The organism is uncultured Kordia sp., from assembly GCF_947496985.1.
In the GTDB taxonomy this organism is placed as follows: Bacteria; Bacteroidota; Bacteroidia; order Flavobacteriales; family Flavobacteriaceae; genus Kordia.
Genome location: NZ_CANMEZ010000011.1, coordinates 69,248 through 87,762, shown reverse-complemented (window position 1 = coordinate 87,762; position 18,515 = coordinate 69,248). Strand labels below are relative to the sequence as shown.

Sequence of the window (18,515 nt, the reverse complement as noted above, 5' to 3'; positions counted from 1 at the left end):
AAAACAACAAGTAATACTAAAAGGAGTAAATTATGAAAACAAAACTAAGCATTCTCATAGCAAATCTATTTTGTATATTAGGAATTGCACAAACTTTTACTGTTGACGGATTTAATTACAACGTCATTTCAACGAACCCGAACGAAGTTGAGGTAACTGGTGGAACGGATGGTAGCAGTCCGCTAACCATTCGTAGTATAGTAACTGACAATGGAATTACGTATACTGTAACCGCAATAGGGAATTCAGCATACAGAAATAGTGTGAGCAACGTAGTATTACCAAATACCATTACTACGATTAATTTTCGTGCGTTTAGAGATAATGGCGGATTGACGAGCATTACACTTCCTGCAAGTGTAACCAATATTGGAGGAGAAGCCTTTTTTGGAGGTGGATTGAATGAAGTGATTGCTTTAGGAAGCGTTCCTGCATCTATTTCAAATAGCTCTTTTGGAACGCGTAGTAATGTGGATTTAATAGTTCCAGATAATTTAGAGGAAACATATCGTTTAGCGGGTTGGACTGGTTTTAATACAGTTAACGGAGATATACCTCTTGGAGGAAGTTTTAATGTAGATGATTTGCGTTATAGAGTTACATCACAAAATCCAAGAGAAGTAGAAGTTTCTAATCGTTTAAATGGAATTGTAGATGTTGTAATTCCGCCAACAGTTGTAGAACCACAATTTGGTATAACCTATACTGTTACTGCTGTTGGGAATCGCGCTTTTAGAAATGGAAGTCTAAATAGCGTGGTTTTTGCAAATACCATAGAAACGATTAAAAACGAAGCTTTTGAACTCAATAATCTTACTACAATTACACTTCCAACATCTGTAACAACAATTGCTAACGAAGCATTTAATCTCAATCCACTCACAGAAGTTATCTCACAAGCAGTGGTAGCACCTACAATTCAAGCAAATAGTATTATAAATCGCGGAGATATCAGTTTAACGGTTCCGAGTAGTTCAGAAACAATCTATGTAAATGCAGGTTGGACAGGTTTTTTTAGTATAAATGGGACTCCAATTATTGGAGCAGACTTTTCTGCAGATGGTTTTAATTATCGAATTAATGGAGTAAATCCAAATACCGTAGAATTAAGAGGTGGAGGAACAGGAATTCTTGATTTGGTATTGCCTTCTGTAACTACTAAAAATAGTATTTCTTTTACGGTATCAGCAATCGGAAATCGTGCGTTTATAAATAGAGGTATCAATAGTGTCATATTACCTTCAAATATAGTAACGATTGGTGCAGAGGTTTTTGAACTTAATAATTTAACGACAATTGCACTGCCAGCTTCAGTTATTACGATTGGAAGTGATGCATTTCTAAATAATAGTTTGTCACAAATTACATTTTCTTCTGGACCAGAAACGATCGGTAGCAATGCGTTTAGAGGAAATCAATTGGCAAGTATAGTTATTCCAAGCGGAACTGTCACTATTGGTCAAGGAGCTTTTTTTAACAATCAATTGACAAATATAAGTCTCCCAAATACACTAGATTTGATTGATCGTGAAGCTTTTCGTGACAACCAATTAAGTAGTGTTATAATTCCTACAGGAGTCGTTACCATTGGTAGAGAAGCTTTTGTAAATAATAACCTTGTAACGGTTGTAATTCCTAATACAGTAGAAACTATTGATACGGATGCTTTTCTTTCTAATGAACTTGAAAGTATAAATCTGCCTAACAGTTTAACAACTTTGGGAGCAGGCGCATTTAGAAATAATCAATTAACAAGTGTCGTAATTCCTGATGGTGTTACTGAGATAAAATCGGTAACGTTTAGAAATAATAATTTAGTTACTGTTACACTTCCCTCGAATATACAAACCATTAGAAATGATGCGTTTCGTGATAATGAAATTGAAAATATTGATTTCCCAGCGAGTTTAACAATATTAGAAGGTTTTGCTTTTAGAAATAATAGATTGACATCGGTAACAATTCCAGCTGGAATTTCAGTAATTAGTTCAAACACCTTTAGAGAGAATCAATTGACTACGATTACGATTCCTTCTACGATAACAAGTATTGAAAATGATGTTTTTACAGGAAACCCACTTGCTTTAGTCATTGCCGACAGCGCTACTCCAGCAAGTATTACGTCTTCAAGTTTTGGAACTCGAAGTACTATAAATTTAAACATCATTCCAAACCAAGAAACAATCATTGACGATTATATTACGGCAGGTTGGACAGGTTTTGCCAGTGTAAATGGAGAATTTCAAATTGGTGCACGATTTACAGAAGGAGATTTACGATACGAAGTAACAGCTATTAATCCGAATGCTGTAAAAGTACTCAATAGAGAGACAACTACACAAAATATTGTGATTCCTGCTGTTGTTACAGAAACAAATTCAGGTACTAGTTTTGATGTAACTGCAATAGAAGCAAATGCTTTTCAAAATACAGATATCACCAATGTTACCATAGGAAACAATGTACAGTCTATTGGAAATAATGCTTTTCAAGGAAGTAACTTAATTGCAGTGAATGCACAAGGAGCAATGCCAGCTACAATTAATACTTCTAGTTTTGGAGATAGATCTGTGATTAAGCTAACGATACCATTTGGTTTAGAAACTTCTTATATGAATGCAGGTTGGACCGATTTTTTTAGTGTAAATGATCAAATTTCAGATGGTGCTATTGGTACTACTTTCGTAGAAAATGGAATCAACTTTCAAATTACAGCAATCAATTCAAACGAGGTAGAAGTTTTCGGCGGTTCAATAACAGGAAATGTTATCATTCCTGAGCAAGCAAGTTTTGAGACCTTTAATTTTTCGGTGAAAACAATCCGCGCAAGCGCTTTTCAAAATGATCCAATAACTAATGTTACACTTCCTGCAAGCATTACAAGTATTGGTGTCAATGCTTTTTCAACCATCAGTTTGATAGAAGTTATCGCTTTAGGAACAACACCAGCAACAATTGAAACCAATTCTTTTGGAAATACTGAAAATATAAACTTAACCATTCCTGTAGATAGTGAAACGGACTATGAAAATGCAGGTTGGGCAGGTTTTTTCTCTGTAAATGGAAGCGGACCTGATATCGGAAGTGCGTTTTCTGTAGGTGGAATTCGCTATCAAATACTCACATTGTCACCAAATACAGTAAAAGCAATTGGGAAAAGTGGAAATGTTCCGAATGGAGATTATATTTTTCCAGAATTACTGACTAAAAATGGGGTCGATTTTACGATTACAGCAATTGGAAATTCTGCGTTTAGAAATCAAGGTGTACGCACGATCAGTTTACCAAGCACATTAACAACGATAGAATTTAGAGGATTTCGAGACAATGGAAATCTTACCAGTATTACTATTCCAGCAAACGTTACAAGTATTGGAAGTGAAGCTTTTTTTGATAATGGTCTAACAGAGATTATCTCAGAAATTGTGAATCCACCTACTATAAGCAATGGAACATTTGGAAATCGTACTATAACAGATCTATTCATTCCTACAGGAACAACACAAGTATATATAGATGCCAATTGGACAGGTTTTAAATCGATCATAGAAGAAGAAACTACAATTGTAGAACCAAAAGTATTTTTACAAGGTGCATTTTTCAATTCAAATACAGGAGAAGAAAATTTAATGCGTGACGATTTGCGTGTGGCAGGAATTATTCCAACCACATCACCTTATGGAGATGGACTAACTATAAATAGTTCGGTATTGAATACCACAGGAAATGACGCAATTGTTGATTGGGTTTTTGTGGAATTACGTGATGCCATAGACAATACTATTGTGATAGAAGGACAATCGGCATTACTACAACGAGATGGAGATGTAGTAGGAAATAACGGAAGATCTATATTAAAGTTTGAAGCAGCAAATGATAACTACTTTGTGGCAATACATCATAGAAATCATTTAGCAATTATGACTGCTACGCCATTACAGTTGGATGGTAGTCGTGTAAATGTTGATTTTACCAATGCAAGTAGCCAAATTACGTTTGGAAGCAATGCACAAACAGATGCAAGTATGCCAATTGATACTATTGGAATGTGGTCTGGAAATGTAAACGGAGACAACATTGTACAATATTCTGGTGTCGCTCCTGATGCGCCAGCAATCTTATCATTGGTCTTAAATGATATTGGAAACTTTTTAAACTTCTCTACCTTTAGTGTAAATGGTTATGATGTGAACGATTTAGATATGAATGGAAGTGTGCAATATGAAGGCATTTCACCAGATGCACCATTTATACTACAAAATGTACTAGCACATCCTGGTAACTTTCTAAATTTTAGCACATTTCAAATACAAGAACAATTACCAGATTAAGCCTAAAGGGCATTAAAAATAAAACTTTTTTTTCCTTTTTAACGGTTCTTTTTTCCTTCTCAAGGAGTTTTAATAGATATCAGAACAACAAATGGGTAGCATTGTATCATTAATGCAAGTAATGAAAATAGAACAAACAATAATAACTTTCTTTTCATGATCAATGAATTGAATTTAGATGGCGAATGCAAAGCGATTGTCACCTGTCATAACGACAATTGACTTTGCTTACGCTATCAATAAAGTAAGAAACATCATATGCGATAGTTTTTACCAGCACTTTTAACATGAACATATTTCAATTACCAGATAACTAAATACTAAAATTATGAACAAAATTACTTTTACAAATTTATGTATGGCAATTTATTGCCTATTCACAATGCAAATGAATGCGCAAGATGGATATACATATACACTAATAGACAACGGAAATTATAACTTTTCTATAGGAGCTGTACCAAACACAAGTACATCAAATTTTGCGACGTCTGTACAGAGTTATGGATTTACAATTCTTGTTCCAGATGGTGTTACTGCAACAGTTATTTCTTCTTTAGGAAGCGCAGCTGGAGCTAATTTTTTTAACGGAACCGATGTAGGACAACCTACTATTGATGGATACTTAATTACGGAAACTTTAGGAAGTCCAGTGTCGTTACCAGCGCCTTCTGCAGGAACCATAACGCCGATAGTAACAATACAAATAAATGGTTCGCCGACGAGCGGAATTATCGAAATACTAGCAAATGATTCTGCCTTAGCCAACACGTTAGCGCCTTTAAAAAGTTTTATGCAAGCAGATATGATTGATGATGGTTCGGCCACATTTACCAATGTAGTAGCCCCAGACACTTCTGCTTTATCTGGAAATCCTTCGTTTGACTTTTCTACCCTTTCTGTAGATGACATAGCGCTAAAAAATCTTTCAATTTATCCAAATCCAGTAGTTGATATATTAAACATTGAAAGTAGTGACATTCCAATAGAGAAAATTGAAATTTACACAGTAAATGGACAATTGCTACTTTCAAAAAATAACAATCTAAAGAGTATAGAAGTTACTAATTTGAAAAGCGGAATGTATTTAATGAAATTGTATGCAACCAATGCAAGCAAAATCGTAAAATTCATTCGACAATAGCAATTTTTCAAATCATTTTATAAAAATAAATACGATTTTGAGTACATTTCATAAAGATTAACTATCAAACTTAACACTTTGAATGCAGTGGAGAAATAAATAGAATAGAATCTTAACTGTGTTAATTTTATATATTTATGTTAAAAATCGATTGCAATTAAAAAGTATAGTTAGCACCAAAAACAATTCACATGACACCTAAAATACAATACACAAAAAGCGGAAATTTGAGCATAGCCTATCAGGTTTTTGGTTCAGGATCTGTAGATTTGGTATACATTCCTGGTTGGGTTTCTAATATTGATTGGATGTGGGCATGTCCAGAATTAGTAGCCTTTTTTAGGGAACTAAGTAAAGTGGTACGTATTATTCTTTTTGATAAAAGAGGCACAGGGCTTTCAGATCGTATTGTAGAACTTTCTACGTTAGAAGAACGTATGGAAGATATCAAAGCTGTCATGGATGCCACAAATTCTAAAAAAGCCATTTTATTTGGGCATTCAGAAGGAGGAAGTGTTTCGGCTTTATTTAGTGCAACATATCCAAATAGAGTCATAGCATTAATTACATTTGGAATTTTCGCTAAGCGAAGATATTCAGAAGATTATCCATGGGCGCCAACCGATGAAGAACGGCAAAAGGTGTACGATATGATTGAAAACAATTGGGGAAGTGGTGAAATGAACCTTGAAAGTTTAGTGCCTTCCAAAGCGAATGATCAGCAGTTTATGAGTTGGTTGGCAAGTTATTTTCGATCTGGCGCCAGCCCTAGGGCAGCTTTGAAACTAACCAGAATGAATACGCAAGTAAACATCATTGATATTTTAGGATATATAAAAGTTCCTACTTTATTAATGCAACGCACCAATGATATTGATGTGAAAATAGAAGAAGGCAAATTTATAGCAGAACGTATCAAAGATTCAAAATTTGTAGAATTTGATGGAAACGATCATCTTTTTTGGGCAGGAAATACAAAAGAAGTATTGGATGAAATGAAAGGTTTTATATATGACTTAGCGCCTTGTGATGGTTGTTATAAGAAACATTTATCGACCATTCTTTTTGGACAAATAATAACTTCTGTAGGTATAAGTTTGGCTTCAGATATTATGGTAGAGCTTTTAAAAGAATATAATGCTACAATTATCAATAATGATAAGCAGTTCTTCACTATAGCATTTGAAATTCCAAGCAAGGCCATTTGTTTTGGAATAGAGTTACAAAGAAGTTTGCAAAGTAGCGGCGTATCATTTTCGGCAGGAATCTACCTAAGAGAAAGTGCTGAAAAACACGATGATCCATTAACAAATCGAGACAATTATATAGTTACATCGATTCTTTCGTTGATAAAACCCAATAAAATTTTAGTAACACAAGCAATCAAGCATCTATTATCAGGCGCCGCTTTTAATTTTTCAAAGGAGACTTCAATTCTAACCTATAAAACACATGAAATATGCAAACTATATAGTGTTACTGATAAAACAAATACCAAAGAAAAAGCATCATATCCGTATGGTTTTTCAAAATATGATTCTTTTTTAGAAGATGTTCTGAAAATTATTGATGAGCATTTAGACAACAATTCATTTGGTGTAGAAATGTTAACTAGAGAAACAGGCGTAAGTGAACGAAAACTCCAACGACGAATCAAAGAAGCAACAAGTAAATCGCCAAGCCAATTAATATTATTTATACGATTGAATAAGGCAAGAACAGCATTATTAGCGAACAATGATACGGTAGCGGAAATAGCATTCAAATTTGGGTTTTCGAGTCCATCGTACTTTTCTAAATGTTTCAAAAAAGAATTTGGAATACGTCCTACAGAAGTGTTTAGCTCAAAGTAATTCTTGGAAAATTCAATAAGGAATTATCATATGTTACTGTTAAAAAAACGTCAGTGTGTCGGGAAATTGCTAGTAAAAAGCGGCATCGTTACAGTTAAATAATCAAAACACAACTACTTTTACAATGTCAAACTATTTTTTAGAGATACAACTATATATTTTGAACAAACCTAGTAAATACAATATGTAAAACGAAATGTATGCAAGGTAGAATAGTTCCTTTTTAAGGCTTGTTTTTCCGTTTCACACTATTTCCTTTGTATGTGTAGCTAGTTTTATGCTTAATTTACATCATTATTGAAATTGATCAAATTATAAGAAAATATTAAAAATGTGTTTGAGTTTTCTTTTTGAAAAAAGAGTCTAAAAAAAATATTTGAAATGTTTGCTTTTAAAAACAGAAAGAATTTACTAATAGTTATGACTAATTAATTTTGATTAAATTTAGCTTGTTGTAAATCCCAAAAGAAATAGTTTACCCAGGAATTATTCAAACAATAAAACAACAGAAATAAAGATAAACAATAAAAAAATGACCAAAAACAACACGTATCAAAAACTAGCTCTTTTCTTTTTAACAGGAATGGTATTGTTCTTGTATAATTGTACCACAAACACAATTGATGAAGGCGATATTACAGATTTGCCACCAATTGTAGAGACAGTCACATATGATGATGATGTAGCGCCTATTATTACAAATAATTGTATAGGTTGCCACAGTGGTCCTAATGCAAATGCAGGCTTAGAACTAACAGGTTATGCAAACGTAAGAGCTGCAGCAGAACAAGGAAATCTTGTAAATCGTATCAATAATGGATCAAATCCGATGCCGCCAAGTGGAATACTACCTCCAGAAACACGTCAAATCATTGACCAATGGATTGCAGACGGATATCTTGAAAACTAAAAGAATAGCCTAACAACTTAAAATAATAACAATATGAAAAGAATGTTAATACTATGTTTTCTTTTTGTAGCAGGAAGTGTTTCTGCACAAAAATATTACACTAAAACAGGAGAAACAGATTTTAAAGCCTCTGTAGAAGCTTTTGAACCTGTAGAAGCTAAAAGTAATAGTACAACAGCAATCTTAAAAACAGATTCAGGTGACTTAGCAGCGCTTTTATTTATCAAATCATTTCACTTTAAAGTGGCTTTGATGGAAGAGCATTTCAATGAAAACTATATGGATTCTGATAAATTCCCAAAAGCTACTTTTAAAGGGAAATTAAAAGATTTCAATATGGCTGATTTGTCAAGTACGGCTAAAGAATTTAAACTGTCAGGAACATTAATTGTGCGAGGAAAAGCAAAAGACATTGAGACAATAGCTATGATTTCCAAAGATGGAGATAAGATCATTATCAAATCAAAATTCTCTGTAAAACCACAAGATTTTGGTATTGAAATTCCAAGTATCGTACGAAACAAAATAGCAAAAGAAATTAATGTAACCTTGAACTATGAGCTTGTCGAAAAAAAGTAAATTCCTTATAGGCTTAATATTAATTATTGCAATTGGTGTGTATGTAGGTTACAGTTATGCCTATAAACCGCATACAGCAATTGAAGATATGGAAGTTGCCTTTACAGGGAGTGCGAAAGATTTCTTAGAAAAAGTCAAAGAAAATCCAGAAAGTTGGACACAAGGTGAAAAAGTAGTAGAACTCACAGGTGTTATCACTGCAAAAGATGAAAAAGGTGTTTCTATCAATGAAAGTATCTATTTTCAATTAGAAGAAGGCGCATCAACGAAATTATTATCAGAAGGAATAAAAACAAAAATAAAAGGTAGAATCATTGGATATGATGATTTATTAGAAGAGCTAAAGCTAGATAAATCAATCATCCTAAAATAAGTAAGAAGACTACTTTATCAAAACTAACTAAACAATAAAATGAAACACTATTATATACTAGCACTACTATGTTTATGTAGCCTAGGCAGTTTGCACGCGCAAGATGATTTACTAGACGAATTAGAAGGAGAAGCAACGCCAGAAACTTTTGAATCACCAGCATTCAAAGCAATGAAAATTGGAAACTTACAATCAACGAAAGTAGCAGCCAAAGGAGATTTATACCTTTATGTTTCTCACCGATTTGGAACATTAGACGACGGATTATCTACCTTTTTTGGGTTTGATAATGCAAATACGAAAATACAATTAGTGTATGGACTTTTTGATGGCTGGCAATTTGGAGTCAGTAGAGAATCATTGCGTCAAACCTATGCATTATCTACAAAGATGAAATTGAAAAGTCAATCAAGTAGCTTTCCTGTAAACCTTGTAGGATATGCAACAGCAAACATTAATACGCAAGTTCGTAAAGATCGTTTTCCATTTTTAACATTCGAAGATCGATTAAGCTACGCAACACAGTTATTAATCTCAAGAAGATTCAATAACAATTTTTCTCTTGAATTAGCGCCATCATACGTACGTCAAAACCTTACATTGGAAGCAAGTCAAAAACATGATCAGTTTGCTATGGGAGCAGGAGGACGTTTAAAAGTAAGCAAGCGTATGTCAATTAACTTAGATTATGTATACAATTTTAGCAGAGCAGACAATTCGGCATTCAAAAATCCATTAACAATAGGAGTCGATATTGAAACTGGTGGACATGTATTTCAATTGTTATTTTCAAATGCGCAATCAACTAACGAGCCAGGCTTCATAAGCAATGCAGAAGGCGATTGGGGAGATGGAGATATCTTTTTTGGATTCAATATTGTACGTGTATTCTAAACATATAAAGTACGAACGTAACCTACTAAAAAGGCTTTCAAGTATATTTTGAAAGCCTTTTTTTATGTAAAACATTTTTTTTAAAAATACTAGCAAGCAAACGTTGGAGTTCCTACGGTAGTGCATCCAACAACTGTTTGGCAATCAAAAGAAAGATTACAATCAGAAGTATTTGGATTTGGAGGACAACCGTCTGTGTGTGCAGGAGGACAATTATGTGAAATAGGACAGATATCTGGCCAAACTGAATACTCAGATCCACAACCATTATCTGTTAAAAAGAATAAATAACCACCAACAACGTGATTTGAATTTACAGAGGCTACTTTTGATTTACTAAGATTTAATTTTTTTAATGATACTTTTTGTTTTTTCATAATGTGAATTATTGTTGAATAAAACTCAAATCTAAAAAAAGAGAAGTATGAAAAAAAGAATCATAAATAATACTGTATAGATGGTATAAAAATGTAAATAGATGGTAAAAATAAAGCTTCCAATACCTGACTGGAAGCTTTTTTAAATTTTATAGATTATGTATTCTTAGTAGCAATAAACGCCAGGAGGACAAATAGAATCTGAATTACAACCAATGATTGTTATATTACAATGGTTTGAAGGGCATCCAAATACTGTTGGAGCTACACATCCATTTCCAGTAATACAATCGCCAGAAGTATCAGTATCATTACAATTAATATCTGAAAAAGAACAAGGTTCCGCAGTTCCTGTCCACGATTGAAATCCGCCAATTACACTATTAACTTCAAATGATGCTACATTTGATTTATTAAAAACTAATTTTTTCAAATTGATCTTTTTTTTCTTCATGATATTTTGATTTTGGTTAACTATCAAAAGTAAAAAAACAACATTCTGAAATATGGTGTTAAAACCTTATAAATAGTAAGTTTTATAAACGGTGTTAAGAATAGAAAAGGCTTTTAATTATTTTAAAAGCCTTTCTTATTAATTTCTTCTATGTGTATAATTAGTAGCACTGAAGTCCATTACAGAAGCTATAAAGCGCTGTTTGACAGCCATACAAAGTACCACAATTTTGAGTTGGAGGTGGACATCCATTTGTAGGACAGTTCCCTGTTTGTGGTGGGCAAGCAGCAGAAACGCAATCGTCAGTTAGGTTACAATTAAAATCTGAATAGGAACATGGCTCGGCAGTTCCTGTCCATGACTGAAATCCACCAGTTACACTATTAACTTCAAATGATGCTACATTAGACTTGTTTAAGGCTAGCTGTTTTAAATTTATTTTCTTTTTTTTCATGATATATGGTTTATGGTTAAAGATTAAAAATAACAAAACAGTTACGTATACTGATCTGTGAAAACCATATAAATAGTAAGTTTTATATACAAACAAAAAAGGCTTTCAAATGTTTGAAAGCCTTTCTATTCTTAATAGTATAAACTATAAATTCTTAGTAGCAATAAACTCCTGGAGGGCATACTGAATGCGATCCACATAATAATGTTGCAGGTGGACAACCATTAGTAGGGCAGTTTCCTGTTTGTGGAGGACAACCATTAGTTACACAACCATTAGTAGGGCAGTTCTGAGTAGCCGGTCCACAGAAAAAATCTGTAAAGCAAGGCTCAGCAGTTCCTGTCCATGACTGGAATCCACCAGTAACACTTTCAGATTCTAATGAAGCTACTTTCGACTTTTTTAAGCTCAATTTCCCTAGGTTTAACTTTTGTTTTTTCATGATTATAGGTTTTAGTTAAGGGATAAAATTAGTCAAAACAGACTTTAAATAAATAAGGCTATACCGTAGTATTAGTAATGTTTGCATAAGTAAACTACCTCATTTTTATAAAAATGAGGCAGTAAAAAAAGATTGATATTTTTTATGAAACTACTTTTTAGTCTCACAATTACAATATGTTTCATCGCACTGTCCATTTTCATCTATTGGTTTATGTAATCCATCTTTTATGATTTCTTTTAATGATGAAATACTAGTTTTAATGAATTAATTCCTCTTTTTTTCATGTGTGAAAGTTTTACTTGGTTAAGTAATAGCATTTAAATACAATTAAAAAGTAAGATAAATCGAAAAAAATATAAAGAAAATGATTTTCTTGCAAGAAGTAGTTTTAGATGTCACACATAAAATCTGAAACAATCAATAAAAATTGTAAATTTGCAAACCTGAAAAGAAGAAAGTTACATGTTAGATAAATTACAAATAGTAAAACAACGTTTTGATGAGGTAAATGATTTAATCATTCAACCTGATATTATTGCAGATAGAAAACGATATGTTGAACTCAATAAAGAATATAAAGATTTAAAAACGCTTGTTGAAAAACGAGACATTTATAAAGAATTGCTAGACAACATTTCTGAAGCAGAAGAAATCCTTGCCGATGGAAGCGATGCAGAAATGGTAGAAATGGCAAAAATGCAATTGGAAGAAGCTAAAGAAGAACTTCCAAAACTAGAAGAAGAAATCAAGTTTTTACTTATTCCGAAAGATCCGGAAGATAGTAAAAACGTGGTGGTAGAAGTACGTGCAGGAACTGGGGGAGATGAAGCTAGTATTTTTGCAGGTGACTTACACCGTATGTATACAAAATATTGCGAAGGAAAAGGATGGAGTGTAAGTGTTGTTGATTACAGTGAAGGAACTTCTGGTGGATTCAAAGAAATTATATTTGAAGTTTCAGGTGAAGATGTATATGGGACAATGAAGTTTGAAGCTGGAGTACATCGTGTACAACGTGTACCACAAACAGAAACTCAAGGACGTGTGCATACAAGTGCTGCTACGGTAATGGTATTGCCTGAAGCAGAAGAATTTGATGTAGAATTAGATATGAATGATGTTCGTATTGAACGAACAACTTCTACAGGTCCTGGAGGACAATCTGTAAATACAACCTATTCAGCAATTCGTTTACATCACGGACCATCTGGATTGGTAGTAAGTTGTCAGGATCAAAAATCATCACATAAAAACTTAGAAAAAGCCTTAAAAGTATTACGTTCTCGTTTATACGAAAAAGAACTTGAAAAGAAACTTGCAGCTGACTCTGAACGTCGTAAAAGTATGGTTTCTTCAGGTGATAGAAGTGCGAAAATTAGAACATACAATTATCCACAAGGTCGTGTAACAGATCACCGAATAGGTTTAACATTATACGATTTGTCAAATATTATCAATGGAGATATTCAAAAAATATTAGATGAATTAATGCTCGTTGAAAATACGCAGAAGCTGAAAGATGCTAGCGAGATAATGTAAAGCATACAAGCCTCAATTTTGAGGCTTTTTTTAAATACTATATCTAATAAACTACACAAAATATCCAACAACAACCCAACACCCAAAAAAGAATGACCACAACACAACTGATTGCACAAATACACAAAAAGAAATCTTTCCTTTGTATTGGACTCGATGTTGATTTACAAAAGATTCCAACGCATTTACTTGAAATGGAAGATCCTATATTTGAGTTTAACAAGGCAATTATTGATGCTACACATCATTTAGCAGTGGCTTACAAACCTAATACTGCATTTTATGAAGCCTACGGAATAAAAGGTTGGCAAGCGTTAGAAAAAACAATTCAATACTTAAATACAAATCACCCAGAAATATTTACCATTGCTGATGCAAAACGTGGAGATATTGGAAACACGTCTACAATGTACGCAAAAGCATTCTTTGATGATTTAGCGTTTGATTCGGTAACAGTTGCTCCATATATGGGAAAAGACTCTGTAGAGCCGTTTTTAGCGTTTGAAGGAAAACATACTATTTTATTGGCGTTGACTTCCAATCAAGGTGCATTTGATTTTCAAACGAAAACTATTGATAACAAAGAAGTATACAAACATGTATTAGAAACTTCTAAAAATTGGCAAAATAGCCAGAATCTAATGTATGTTGTTGGTGCTACAAAAGCTTCTTTCTTAGGAGAAATCAGAGAAATAATTCCAGAAAGTTTCTTATTAGTTCCTGGTGTTGGAGCGCAAGGAGGAAATCTGCAAGATGTTTGCAAATATGGAATGACAAAGGATGTTGGTTTATTAATTAATTCTTCTCGTGGAATTATTTATGCATCAAATCAAGAAGATTTTGCTTCGGCTGCAGCCAAAAATGCTAAAGACTTACAAACACAAATGGCAGAGATTTTAACAAAGTAACTTTTCGTCATTCTGAACTTGATTCAGAATCTCACATATGAAAATCAAAGATCAATTAAATAGAGAACTTTTTTTTGAAGCGCCTCCAAAACGAATCATATCGTTAGTGCCGTCTCAAACAGAATTACTATATGATTTAGGTTTAGAAGATCATATTGTAGGAATCACGAAGTTTTGTGTACATCCATATCATTTAAAAAGCACGAAAAAGATTGTTGGTGGTACCAAAAACATCAAACTAGAAAAAATAAAAGAGTTGCAACCAGATATTATTCTGTGTAACAAAGAAGAGAATACAAAAGAAATTGTAGAAACTTTAGAAAAGTTATTTCCAGTGCATGTTTCTGATGTGAAAAATATTGAAGAATCATTAGATATGATTTCACAATATGGAAAACTGTTTAAATGCAATACAGAAGCTTCTAAAATTAATGATAAAATTCGATTTCATCTAAAAGACTTTCAAGAGTTTGTAAAAGATATTCCTGTTCAAAAAGCAGCATATTTTATCTGGCGAAAGCCTTGGATGGTAGCCGGAAAAGATACATTTATCAATTACTTATTGAATTTGTGCAAGTTTGAAAACATCTATGAATCACATGGTAGATATCCTGAAGTAGAAATTAAAAAAATACGTTTGCAAGGCGATCCTGATATTGTGATGTTATCATCAGAACCGTATCCGTTTAAGTCAGAACATGCGTTTGAATTAGGACGTTGTACACATCATGCTAAAACCGTTTTTGTAGATGGAGAATATTTTAGTTGGTATGGCTCACGTTTGGCAAAAGCATTTGCTTATTTCAAAAAACTTCACGAAAGTCTATAAACAAGAAAAATCGGGCAATGAGACCCGATTTAATTTCTTTAACTAACCCAAATTTGTCGTATTAGATTTTTACAACAGTGCAAATATATGTCGAAAACCACATTCGGTATGTTAAGAGAATATTAGAAATAGATTAAAGAATGTTAAGAATTGTGAAAATTTACTTCTTGATATGCAGACAAAAAGCTTTTCTGTTTCAGAGTTAAGATTCTGTTTAATAATTGATTAACGATTTTTAAATTGGTTTTTTGCTATATTGTATATTCTTAATAAAACCCTAAAAAGATGAAAAAACTTGTATTGTTATTTGCAATTTTAATTTCAACATCAATTAACGCTCAGCAAAAGCCATGTGCATGTTGTACAGAAAATCATCAAGCCTTTGATTTTTGGATTGGAACTTGGAATGTTACCAATGCAGACGGAACGCCAGCAGGTAAAAATAGAATTACTAAAATTGAAAACGAATGTGTATTACGTGAAAACTGGACAAGCGCCAAAGCAAATTATACAGGAACGAGTTACAACTTTTATAATGCGCAAAAGAAACAGTGGGAACAAATTTGGGTAGACAATCAAGGTGGAAATCTACATTTAAAGGGAAATAGAGTAGGCAACCAAATGATTTTACAAAGCGATGAGGTAACTTCTGCGAAAGGACAAAAATATGTCAATAGAGTTACTTGGACATTGAATACTGATGGTTCCGTTCGTCAACATTGGGAAACATCTCCTGATCAAAAAACGTGGACTACAGTTTTTGATGGTTTGTATATAAAAGAAAAGTAGCGAATAAGGGAGTTTTTATTGTTGTTCTTTCCTTACTAATGTCGGTAACTTCTTTTTCATACTACTATAATAAACACTATCAACTCGATACGTTTTCATTAATTCATCAACACCTTTTACAGCGATCATAGAATCTTTTACATATTGAAACCAATTATAGCGACCAACTCTCACATTATCTAATGAATCGATTTTACTGAGGTCTAAATTTTTAAAAATGGTGTTTTCTAAATTAGCTTTTGTCAAAATGGCGCCGCTCAAATTTACATCTTCAAGATATGTGTTTCTTAAATCTATACCATTCATAATAGCATTAGGAAAACCAGCATTTACAATGTACGCTTCTCTTAAAATAGCTTTTTTTAGCTCAGCTTTATGTAATAATGTTTTCTTTAAACTAGCATAGCGCAAGTTGACATTGTTTAATTTCTTATTCTTCAAATCAAGTCTGTCCAAATCGGCATATTCAAAATTAGTTTTCTTGAATAGTTGATTGGATACGTATGAATTTTCTAAATCATTATATGAAATAGAATATAATAATTGGCTTCTTTCGGGACTTAGTAGTTTAGATATTGAGTCAATTTGATAATCAAAAAATTTATAAGGTTTTATGGAATGACTCAAGCTAATTATTCGGGCAGTTAAGTTGCTTGAAAGCTCTTTCTTTCCAGTATTTAATTCAATATTAATATCTCTTAAGATACCATCTAAAATGATCATTTGAGAAGATCTGCGTGTAGCTTCTGCTATATGAATTTGCTGATCAATCATATTATTTTGGCTTCCCAAAATTTCAACTTGTTGCTCAACCAATGTTGTCTGAGCATCCAAAATATCATTTTGTTTGCTGAGAAAGTAAACAGTCGCAATAGCTAAAATACCACTACTTGCAACGGCTAATGTAGTTGGAGAGAAAAAAAGTCGCCAAATAACAGCTCTTGTGACCGCTTTTCGTCTAGGGTCATTTTTTTGATATTTACTTCGTTTGAGAAAATTTAAAATTAATTGTATAGGTCTGTGTTCTTGCTCTAATAAACGCGCCTCAATTTTAATTAATTTGTCTTCTGTATTTTGATCTTCAGATTCTTCTGTCATAGATTTTTAAATTAACTATACTTCTCCAAGTTGAACAGCTTTTTGCATAACTTCATAGCGTTTTCTCCACACTGCACGATCTTTGTTTAAATGATCGTCAATATGAACAGGATCTTTTGTATTAAAATTTCCGCCCCAGCGTAATTCTGGATCGTCAATAATTAAGCTTAAAAAGTATTTTACAGGTTGCGGCACATTAGGATACTTTGTCAATACAGATGAATTTGCCCATGAATTATTTCCATATACAATATTCATGTCAATTCCATGACCTGCTAAGTGATTGGAGTAAGTGGCAGGTTTTACAATGGCTCCTTTTACATTTGTAGTTGTTCGAAACGAACTTGTTACATGTATTTTTACATTTGCTTGTACAGCATACCCATTAATTTTTTCTAAAGCAGGAATAAATTCAACATCGGCTCTACAAGGTTTTCCTTGAAAATTTGACGCTTCAAATAATACTAATGGAGATTTTCCACTAGGTAAATTTTTCGGAGCATGATCCATCCATTTGCGACCGTAAAACACATTAATATCCTTTAAAAATAGATCAACAACTGGGCGCGATAACCAATCACCATCAGAACTAATATTATTATCTTTAGTATAGGCTATAACAGCGTTACGTGTACTATTTCCATAAAATCCGTCAGCACCAAACTTTGCAAAATTGAGTTGTGCTCCGTAACCAATAGTATTCAAAAATGTTTGAATGGCAGAAATACTCGTACGTGTTCCTTTAGAGATATATTTTTTGGTTCGTAAATCAGCAGAATGTATAGCCCATAACAAATACATCTCAGGAAGAAAGTTATGGCGTTGTACAATTAATTCACATAATTCATTAGGAACTGAAGTTCCATCACTTGTATAATTGTTTTTAGTTGCAAAAGCGGCAACTGCTTTTACGGTTGCTGGGCCATAATCTCCATCAGCTTCGTAATTATACAGCTTCAATTCTTTTTCGAAACCCAATTCAAAAAGTGTACGTTGTAAATCAATAATTAATTCCTTGTCGGAGGAACCTTGAAATAATGACTTGCTAATATCACCTTTTTTTAAAGCAGCTTCGAGTAAATTTGAACATTCCATGGAGTGTAGTTTTATGTCTAACAAATTATGAAAAAAAACGCAATACATGAAAGAGTGAAAACATGTAGTTTTAATTTAAATAAAAAACCAAGGAATCGTCCAGAAAATATCCGAACGATTCCACCAAATGATATATAATTATTGAATTATATATTTCTTTTAAAATATTGTATTGTAACTAAGTCAACTTAACAAGGATAGTAACAGGAAAGAAATGCTTTTGTAGCTGTAGGATTGCATCCCACAGTACCGTTATTACTTCCACAATCGTTTGTGTTGCAATTTTTGGTAATATCACATCCATCAATAACTCCTGTAAAGATACATTGTGGATTTGTAGATTGTTCGCCGCCTGTAGCACTTAGTCTATTTAATTCAGCTACTCTTGATTTGGTCAAACTTAATTTATGAAAGCCTAATTTTTGTTTTTTCATAACCTAACT

The 18,515-nt window shown here is 32.9% G+C and carries 18 protein-coding genes; 11 read left to right on the top strand and 7 right to left on the bottom strand.

What is annotated here, in order from left to right; genetic code table 11:
* Positions 1–32 precede the first annotated feature (32 nt).
* The 7 genes from Q0828_RS21165 to Q0828_RS21135 all read left to right on the top strand — a co-directional run bounded on the left by Q0828_RS21165 (position 33) and on the right by Q0828_RS21135 (position 10,084).
* The gene (locus tag Q0828_RS21165; protein WP_298426214.1) at positions 33–4,331 is read left to right on the top strand and encodes a leucine-rich repeat domain-containing protein; all 4,299 of its coding nucleotides are present in this window, start codon (positions 33–35) and stop codon (positions 4,329–4,331) included.
* 328 nt (positions 4,332–4,659) lie between these two features.
* Positions 4,660–5,475, top strand: coding sequence for a T9SS type A sorting domain-containing protein (locus tag Q0828_RS21160; RefSeq protein WP_298426211.1), 816 nt, complete (start codon positions 4,660–4,662; stop codon positions 5,473–5,475).
* A 191-nt stretch (positions 5,476–5,666) separates the two neighbouring features.
* A complete protein-coding gene (locus Q0828_RS21155) occupies positions 5,667–7,328 on the top strand; it encodes an alpha/beta fold hydrolase (RefSeq protein WP_298426208.1) in 1,662 nt (553 codons plus the stop codon).
* A 532-nt stretch (positions 7,329–7,860) separates the two neighbouring features.
* Complete coding sequence (locus tag Q0828_RS21150; RefSeq protein WP_298426205.1) at positions 7,861–8,238, top strand: cytochrome c; 378 nt, start codon at positions 7,861–7,863, stop codon at positions 8,236–8,238.
* A 33-nt stretch (positions 8,239–8,271) separates the two neighbouring features.
* Positions 8,272–8,817, top strand: a complete 546-nt coding sequence (locus Q0828_RS21145; RefSeq protein WP_298426202.1) for a YceI family protein — start codon at positions 8,272–8,274, stop codon at positions 8,815–8,817.
* Positions 8,801–9,190: a hypothetical protein gene (locus tag Q0828_RS21140; RefSeq protein WP_298426199.1), complete on the top strand. Its 390-nt coding sequence runs from the start codon at positions 8,801–8,803 to the stop codon at positions 9,188–9,190. Before Q0828_RS21145 ends, Q0828_RS21140 begins: the two co-directional genes overlap by 17 nt.
* A 39-nt stretch (positions 9,191–9,229) precedes the next feature.
* Positions 9,230–10,084 (top strand): DUF5777 family beta-barrel protein, encoded by an 855-nt coding sequence (locus Q0828_RS21135; protein WP_298426196.1) that lies wholly within the window; start codon positions 9,230–9,232, stop codon positions 10,082–10,084.
* Positions 10,085–10,173: 89 nt separating this feature from the next.
* Here the strand turns inward: Q0828_RS21135 and Q0828_RS21130 are convergent, their stop codons facing one another.
* The 4 genes from Q0828_RS21130 to Q0828_RS21115 form a co-directional block, all read right to left on the bottom strand.
* Positions 10,174–10,461 carry a hypothetical protein gene (locus Q0828_RS21130; protein WP_298426193.1) on the bottom strand — a complete coding sequence of 96 codons (288 nt, stop codon included), beginning with the start codon at positions 10,459–10,461 and terminating at the stop codon, positions 10,174–10,176.
* 166 nt (positions 10,462–10,627) lie between these two features.
* Positions 10,628–10,915, bottom strand: coding sequence for a hypothetical protein (locus tag Q0828_RS21125; protein WP_298426191.1), 288 nt, complete (start codon positions 10,913–10,915; stop codon positions 10,628–10,630).
* A 160-nt stretch (positions 10,916–11,075) separates the two neighbouring features.
* Positions 11,076–11,369, bottom strand: coding sequence for a hypothetical protein (locus tag Q0828_RS21120; RefSeq protein WP_298426188.1), 294 nt, complete (start codon positions 11,367–11,369; stop codon positions 11,076–11,078).
* 154 nt (positions 11,370–11,523) lie between these two features.
* Positions 11,524–11,811 (bottom strand): hypothetical protein, encoded by a 288-nt coding sequence (locus Q0828_RS21115; RefSeq protein WP_298426185.1) that lies wholly within the window; start codon positions 11,809–11,811, stop codon positions 11,524–11,526.
* Between the two features lie 465 nt (positions 11,812–12,276).
* On the opposite strand from Q0828_RS21115, the gene prfA reads away from it, so the two are divergent.
* From prfA to Q0828_RS21095, 4 genes are all read left to right on the top strand, one after another.
* Positions 12,277–13,353, top strand: coding sequence for a peptide chain release factor 1 (gene prfA / locus Q0828_RS21110; RefSeq protein ID WP_298426182.1), 1,077 nt, complete (start codon positions 12,277–12,279; stop codon positions 13,351–13,353).
* A gap of 92 nt (positions 13,354–13,445) precedes the next feature.
* Complete coding sequence (gene pyrF / locus Q0828_RS21105) at positions 13,446–14,261, top strand: orotidine-5'-phosphate decarboxylase (RefSeq protein ID WP_298426179.1); 816 nt, start codon at positions 13,446–13,448, stop codon at positions 14,259–14,261.
* A gap of 37 nt (positions 14,262–14,298) precedes the next feature.
* Complete coding sequence (locus Q0828_RS21100; protein WP_298426176.1) at positions 14,299–15,090, top strand: helical backbone metal receptor; 792 nt, start codon at positions 14,299–14,301, stop codon at positions 15,088–15,090.
* A gap of 285 nt (positions 15,091–15,375) precedes the next feature.
* Entirely contained in the window at positions 15,376–15,879 is a 504-nt protein-coding gene (locus Q0828_RS21095; protein WP_298426173.1) for a hypothetical protein, read from the top strand.
* Positions 15,880–15,894: 15 nt separating this feature from the next.
* On the opposite strand, the gene Q0828_RS21090 is transcribed toward Q0828_RS21095, so the two are convergent.
* From Q0828_RS21090 to Q0828_RS21080, 3 genes are all read right to left on the bottom strand, one after another.
* The gene (locus Q0828_RS21090) at positions 15,895–16,977 is read right to left on the bottom strand and encodes a pentapeptide repeat-containing protein (RefSeq protein WP_298426170.1); all 1,083 of its coding nucleotides are present in this window, start codon (positions 16,975–16,977) and stop codon (positions 15,895–15,897) included.
* A gap of 15 nt (positions 16,978–16,992) precedes the next feature.
* Positions 16,993–18,072: a peptidoglycan-binding protein gene (locus tag Q0828_RS21085; RefSeq protein ID WP_298426167.1), complete on the bottom strand. Its 1,080-nt coding sequence runs from the start codon at positions 18,070–18,072 to the stop codon at positions 16,993–16,995.
* A gap of 188 nt (positions 18,073–18,260) precedes the next feature.
* Entirely contained in the window at positions 18,261–18,506 is a 246-nt protein-coding gene (locus tag Q0828_RS21080) for a hypothetical protein (RefSeq protein ID WP_298426163.1), read from the bottom strand.
* Positions 18,507–18,515 lie beyond the last annotated feature (9 nt).

Bases quoted from the DNA above. Each gene is read 5' to 3' on its own strand.
- Q0828_RS21165 (WP_298426214.1), top strand. From the start codon at position 33: ATGAAAACAAAACTAAGCATTCTCATAGCAAATCTATTTTGTATATTA.
- Q0828_RS21160 (WP_298426211.1), top strand. From the start codon at position 4,660: ATGAACAAAATTACTTTTACAAATTTATGTATGGCAATTTATTGCCTA.
- Q0828_RS21155 (WP_298426208.1), top strand. From the start codon at position 5,667: ATGACACCTAAAATACAATACACAAAAAGCGGAAATTTGAGCATAGCC.
- Q0828_RS21150 (WP_298426205.1), top strand. From the start codon at position 7,861: ATGACCAAAAACAACACGTATCAAAAACTAGCTCTTTTCTTTTTAACA.
- Q0828_RS21145 (WP_298426202.1), top strand. From the start codon at position 8,272: ATGAAAAGAATGTTAATACTATGTTTTCTTTTTGTAGCAGGAAGTGTT.
- Q0828_RS21135 (WP_298426196.1), top strand. From the start codon at position 9,230: ATGAAACACTATTATATACTAGCACTACTATGTTTATGTAGCCTAGGC.
- Q0828_RS21130 (WP_298426193.1), bottom strand. From the start codon at position 10,461: ATGAAAAAACAAAAAGTATCATTAAAAAAATTAAATCTTAGTAAATCA.
- Q0828_RS21125 (WP_298426191.1), bottom strand. From the start codon at position 10,915: ATGAAGAAAAAAAAGATCAATTTGAAAAAATTAGTTTTTAATAAATCA.
- Q0828_RS21120 (WP_298426188.1), bottom strand. From the start codon at position 11,369: ATGAAAAAAAAGAAAATAAATTTAAAACAGCTAGCCTTAAACAAGTCT.
- Q0828_RS21115 (WP_298426185.1), bottom strand. From the start codon at position 11,811: ATGAAAAAACAAAAGTTAAACCTAGGGAAATTGAGCTTAAAAAAGTCG.
- prfA (WP_298426182.1), top strand. From the start codon at position 12,277: ATGTTAGATAAATTACAAATAGTAAAACAACGTTTTGATGAGGTAAAT.
- pyrF (WP_298426179.1), top strand. From the start codon at position 13,446: ATGACCACAACACAACTGATTGCACAAATACACAAAAAGAAATCTTTC.
- Q0828_RS21100 (WP_298426176.1), top strand. From the start codon at position 14,299: ATGAAAATCAAAGATCAATTAAATAGAGAACTTTTTTTTGAAGCGCCT.
- Q0828_RS21095 (WP_298426173.1), top strand. From the start codon at position 15,376: ATGAAAAAACTTGTATTGTTATTTGCAATTTTAATTTCAACATCAATT.
- Q0828_RS21090 (WP_298426170.1), bottom strand. From the start codon at position 16,977: ATGACAGAAGAATCTGAAGATCAAAATACAGAAGACAAATTAATTAAA.
- Q0828_RS21085 (WP_298426167.1), bottom strand. From the start codon at position 18,072: ATGGAATGTTCAAATTTACTCGAAGCTGCTTTAAAAAAAGGTGATATT.
- Q0828_RS21080 (WP_298426163.1), bottom strand. From the start codon at position 18,506: ATGAAAAAACAAAAATTAGGCTTTCATAAATTAAGTTTGACCAAATCA.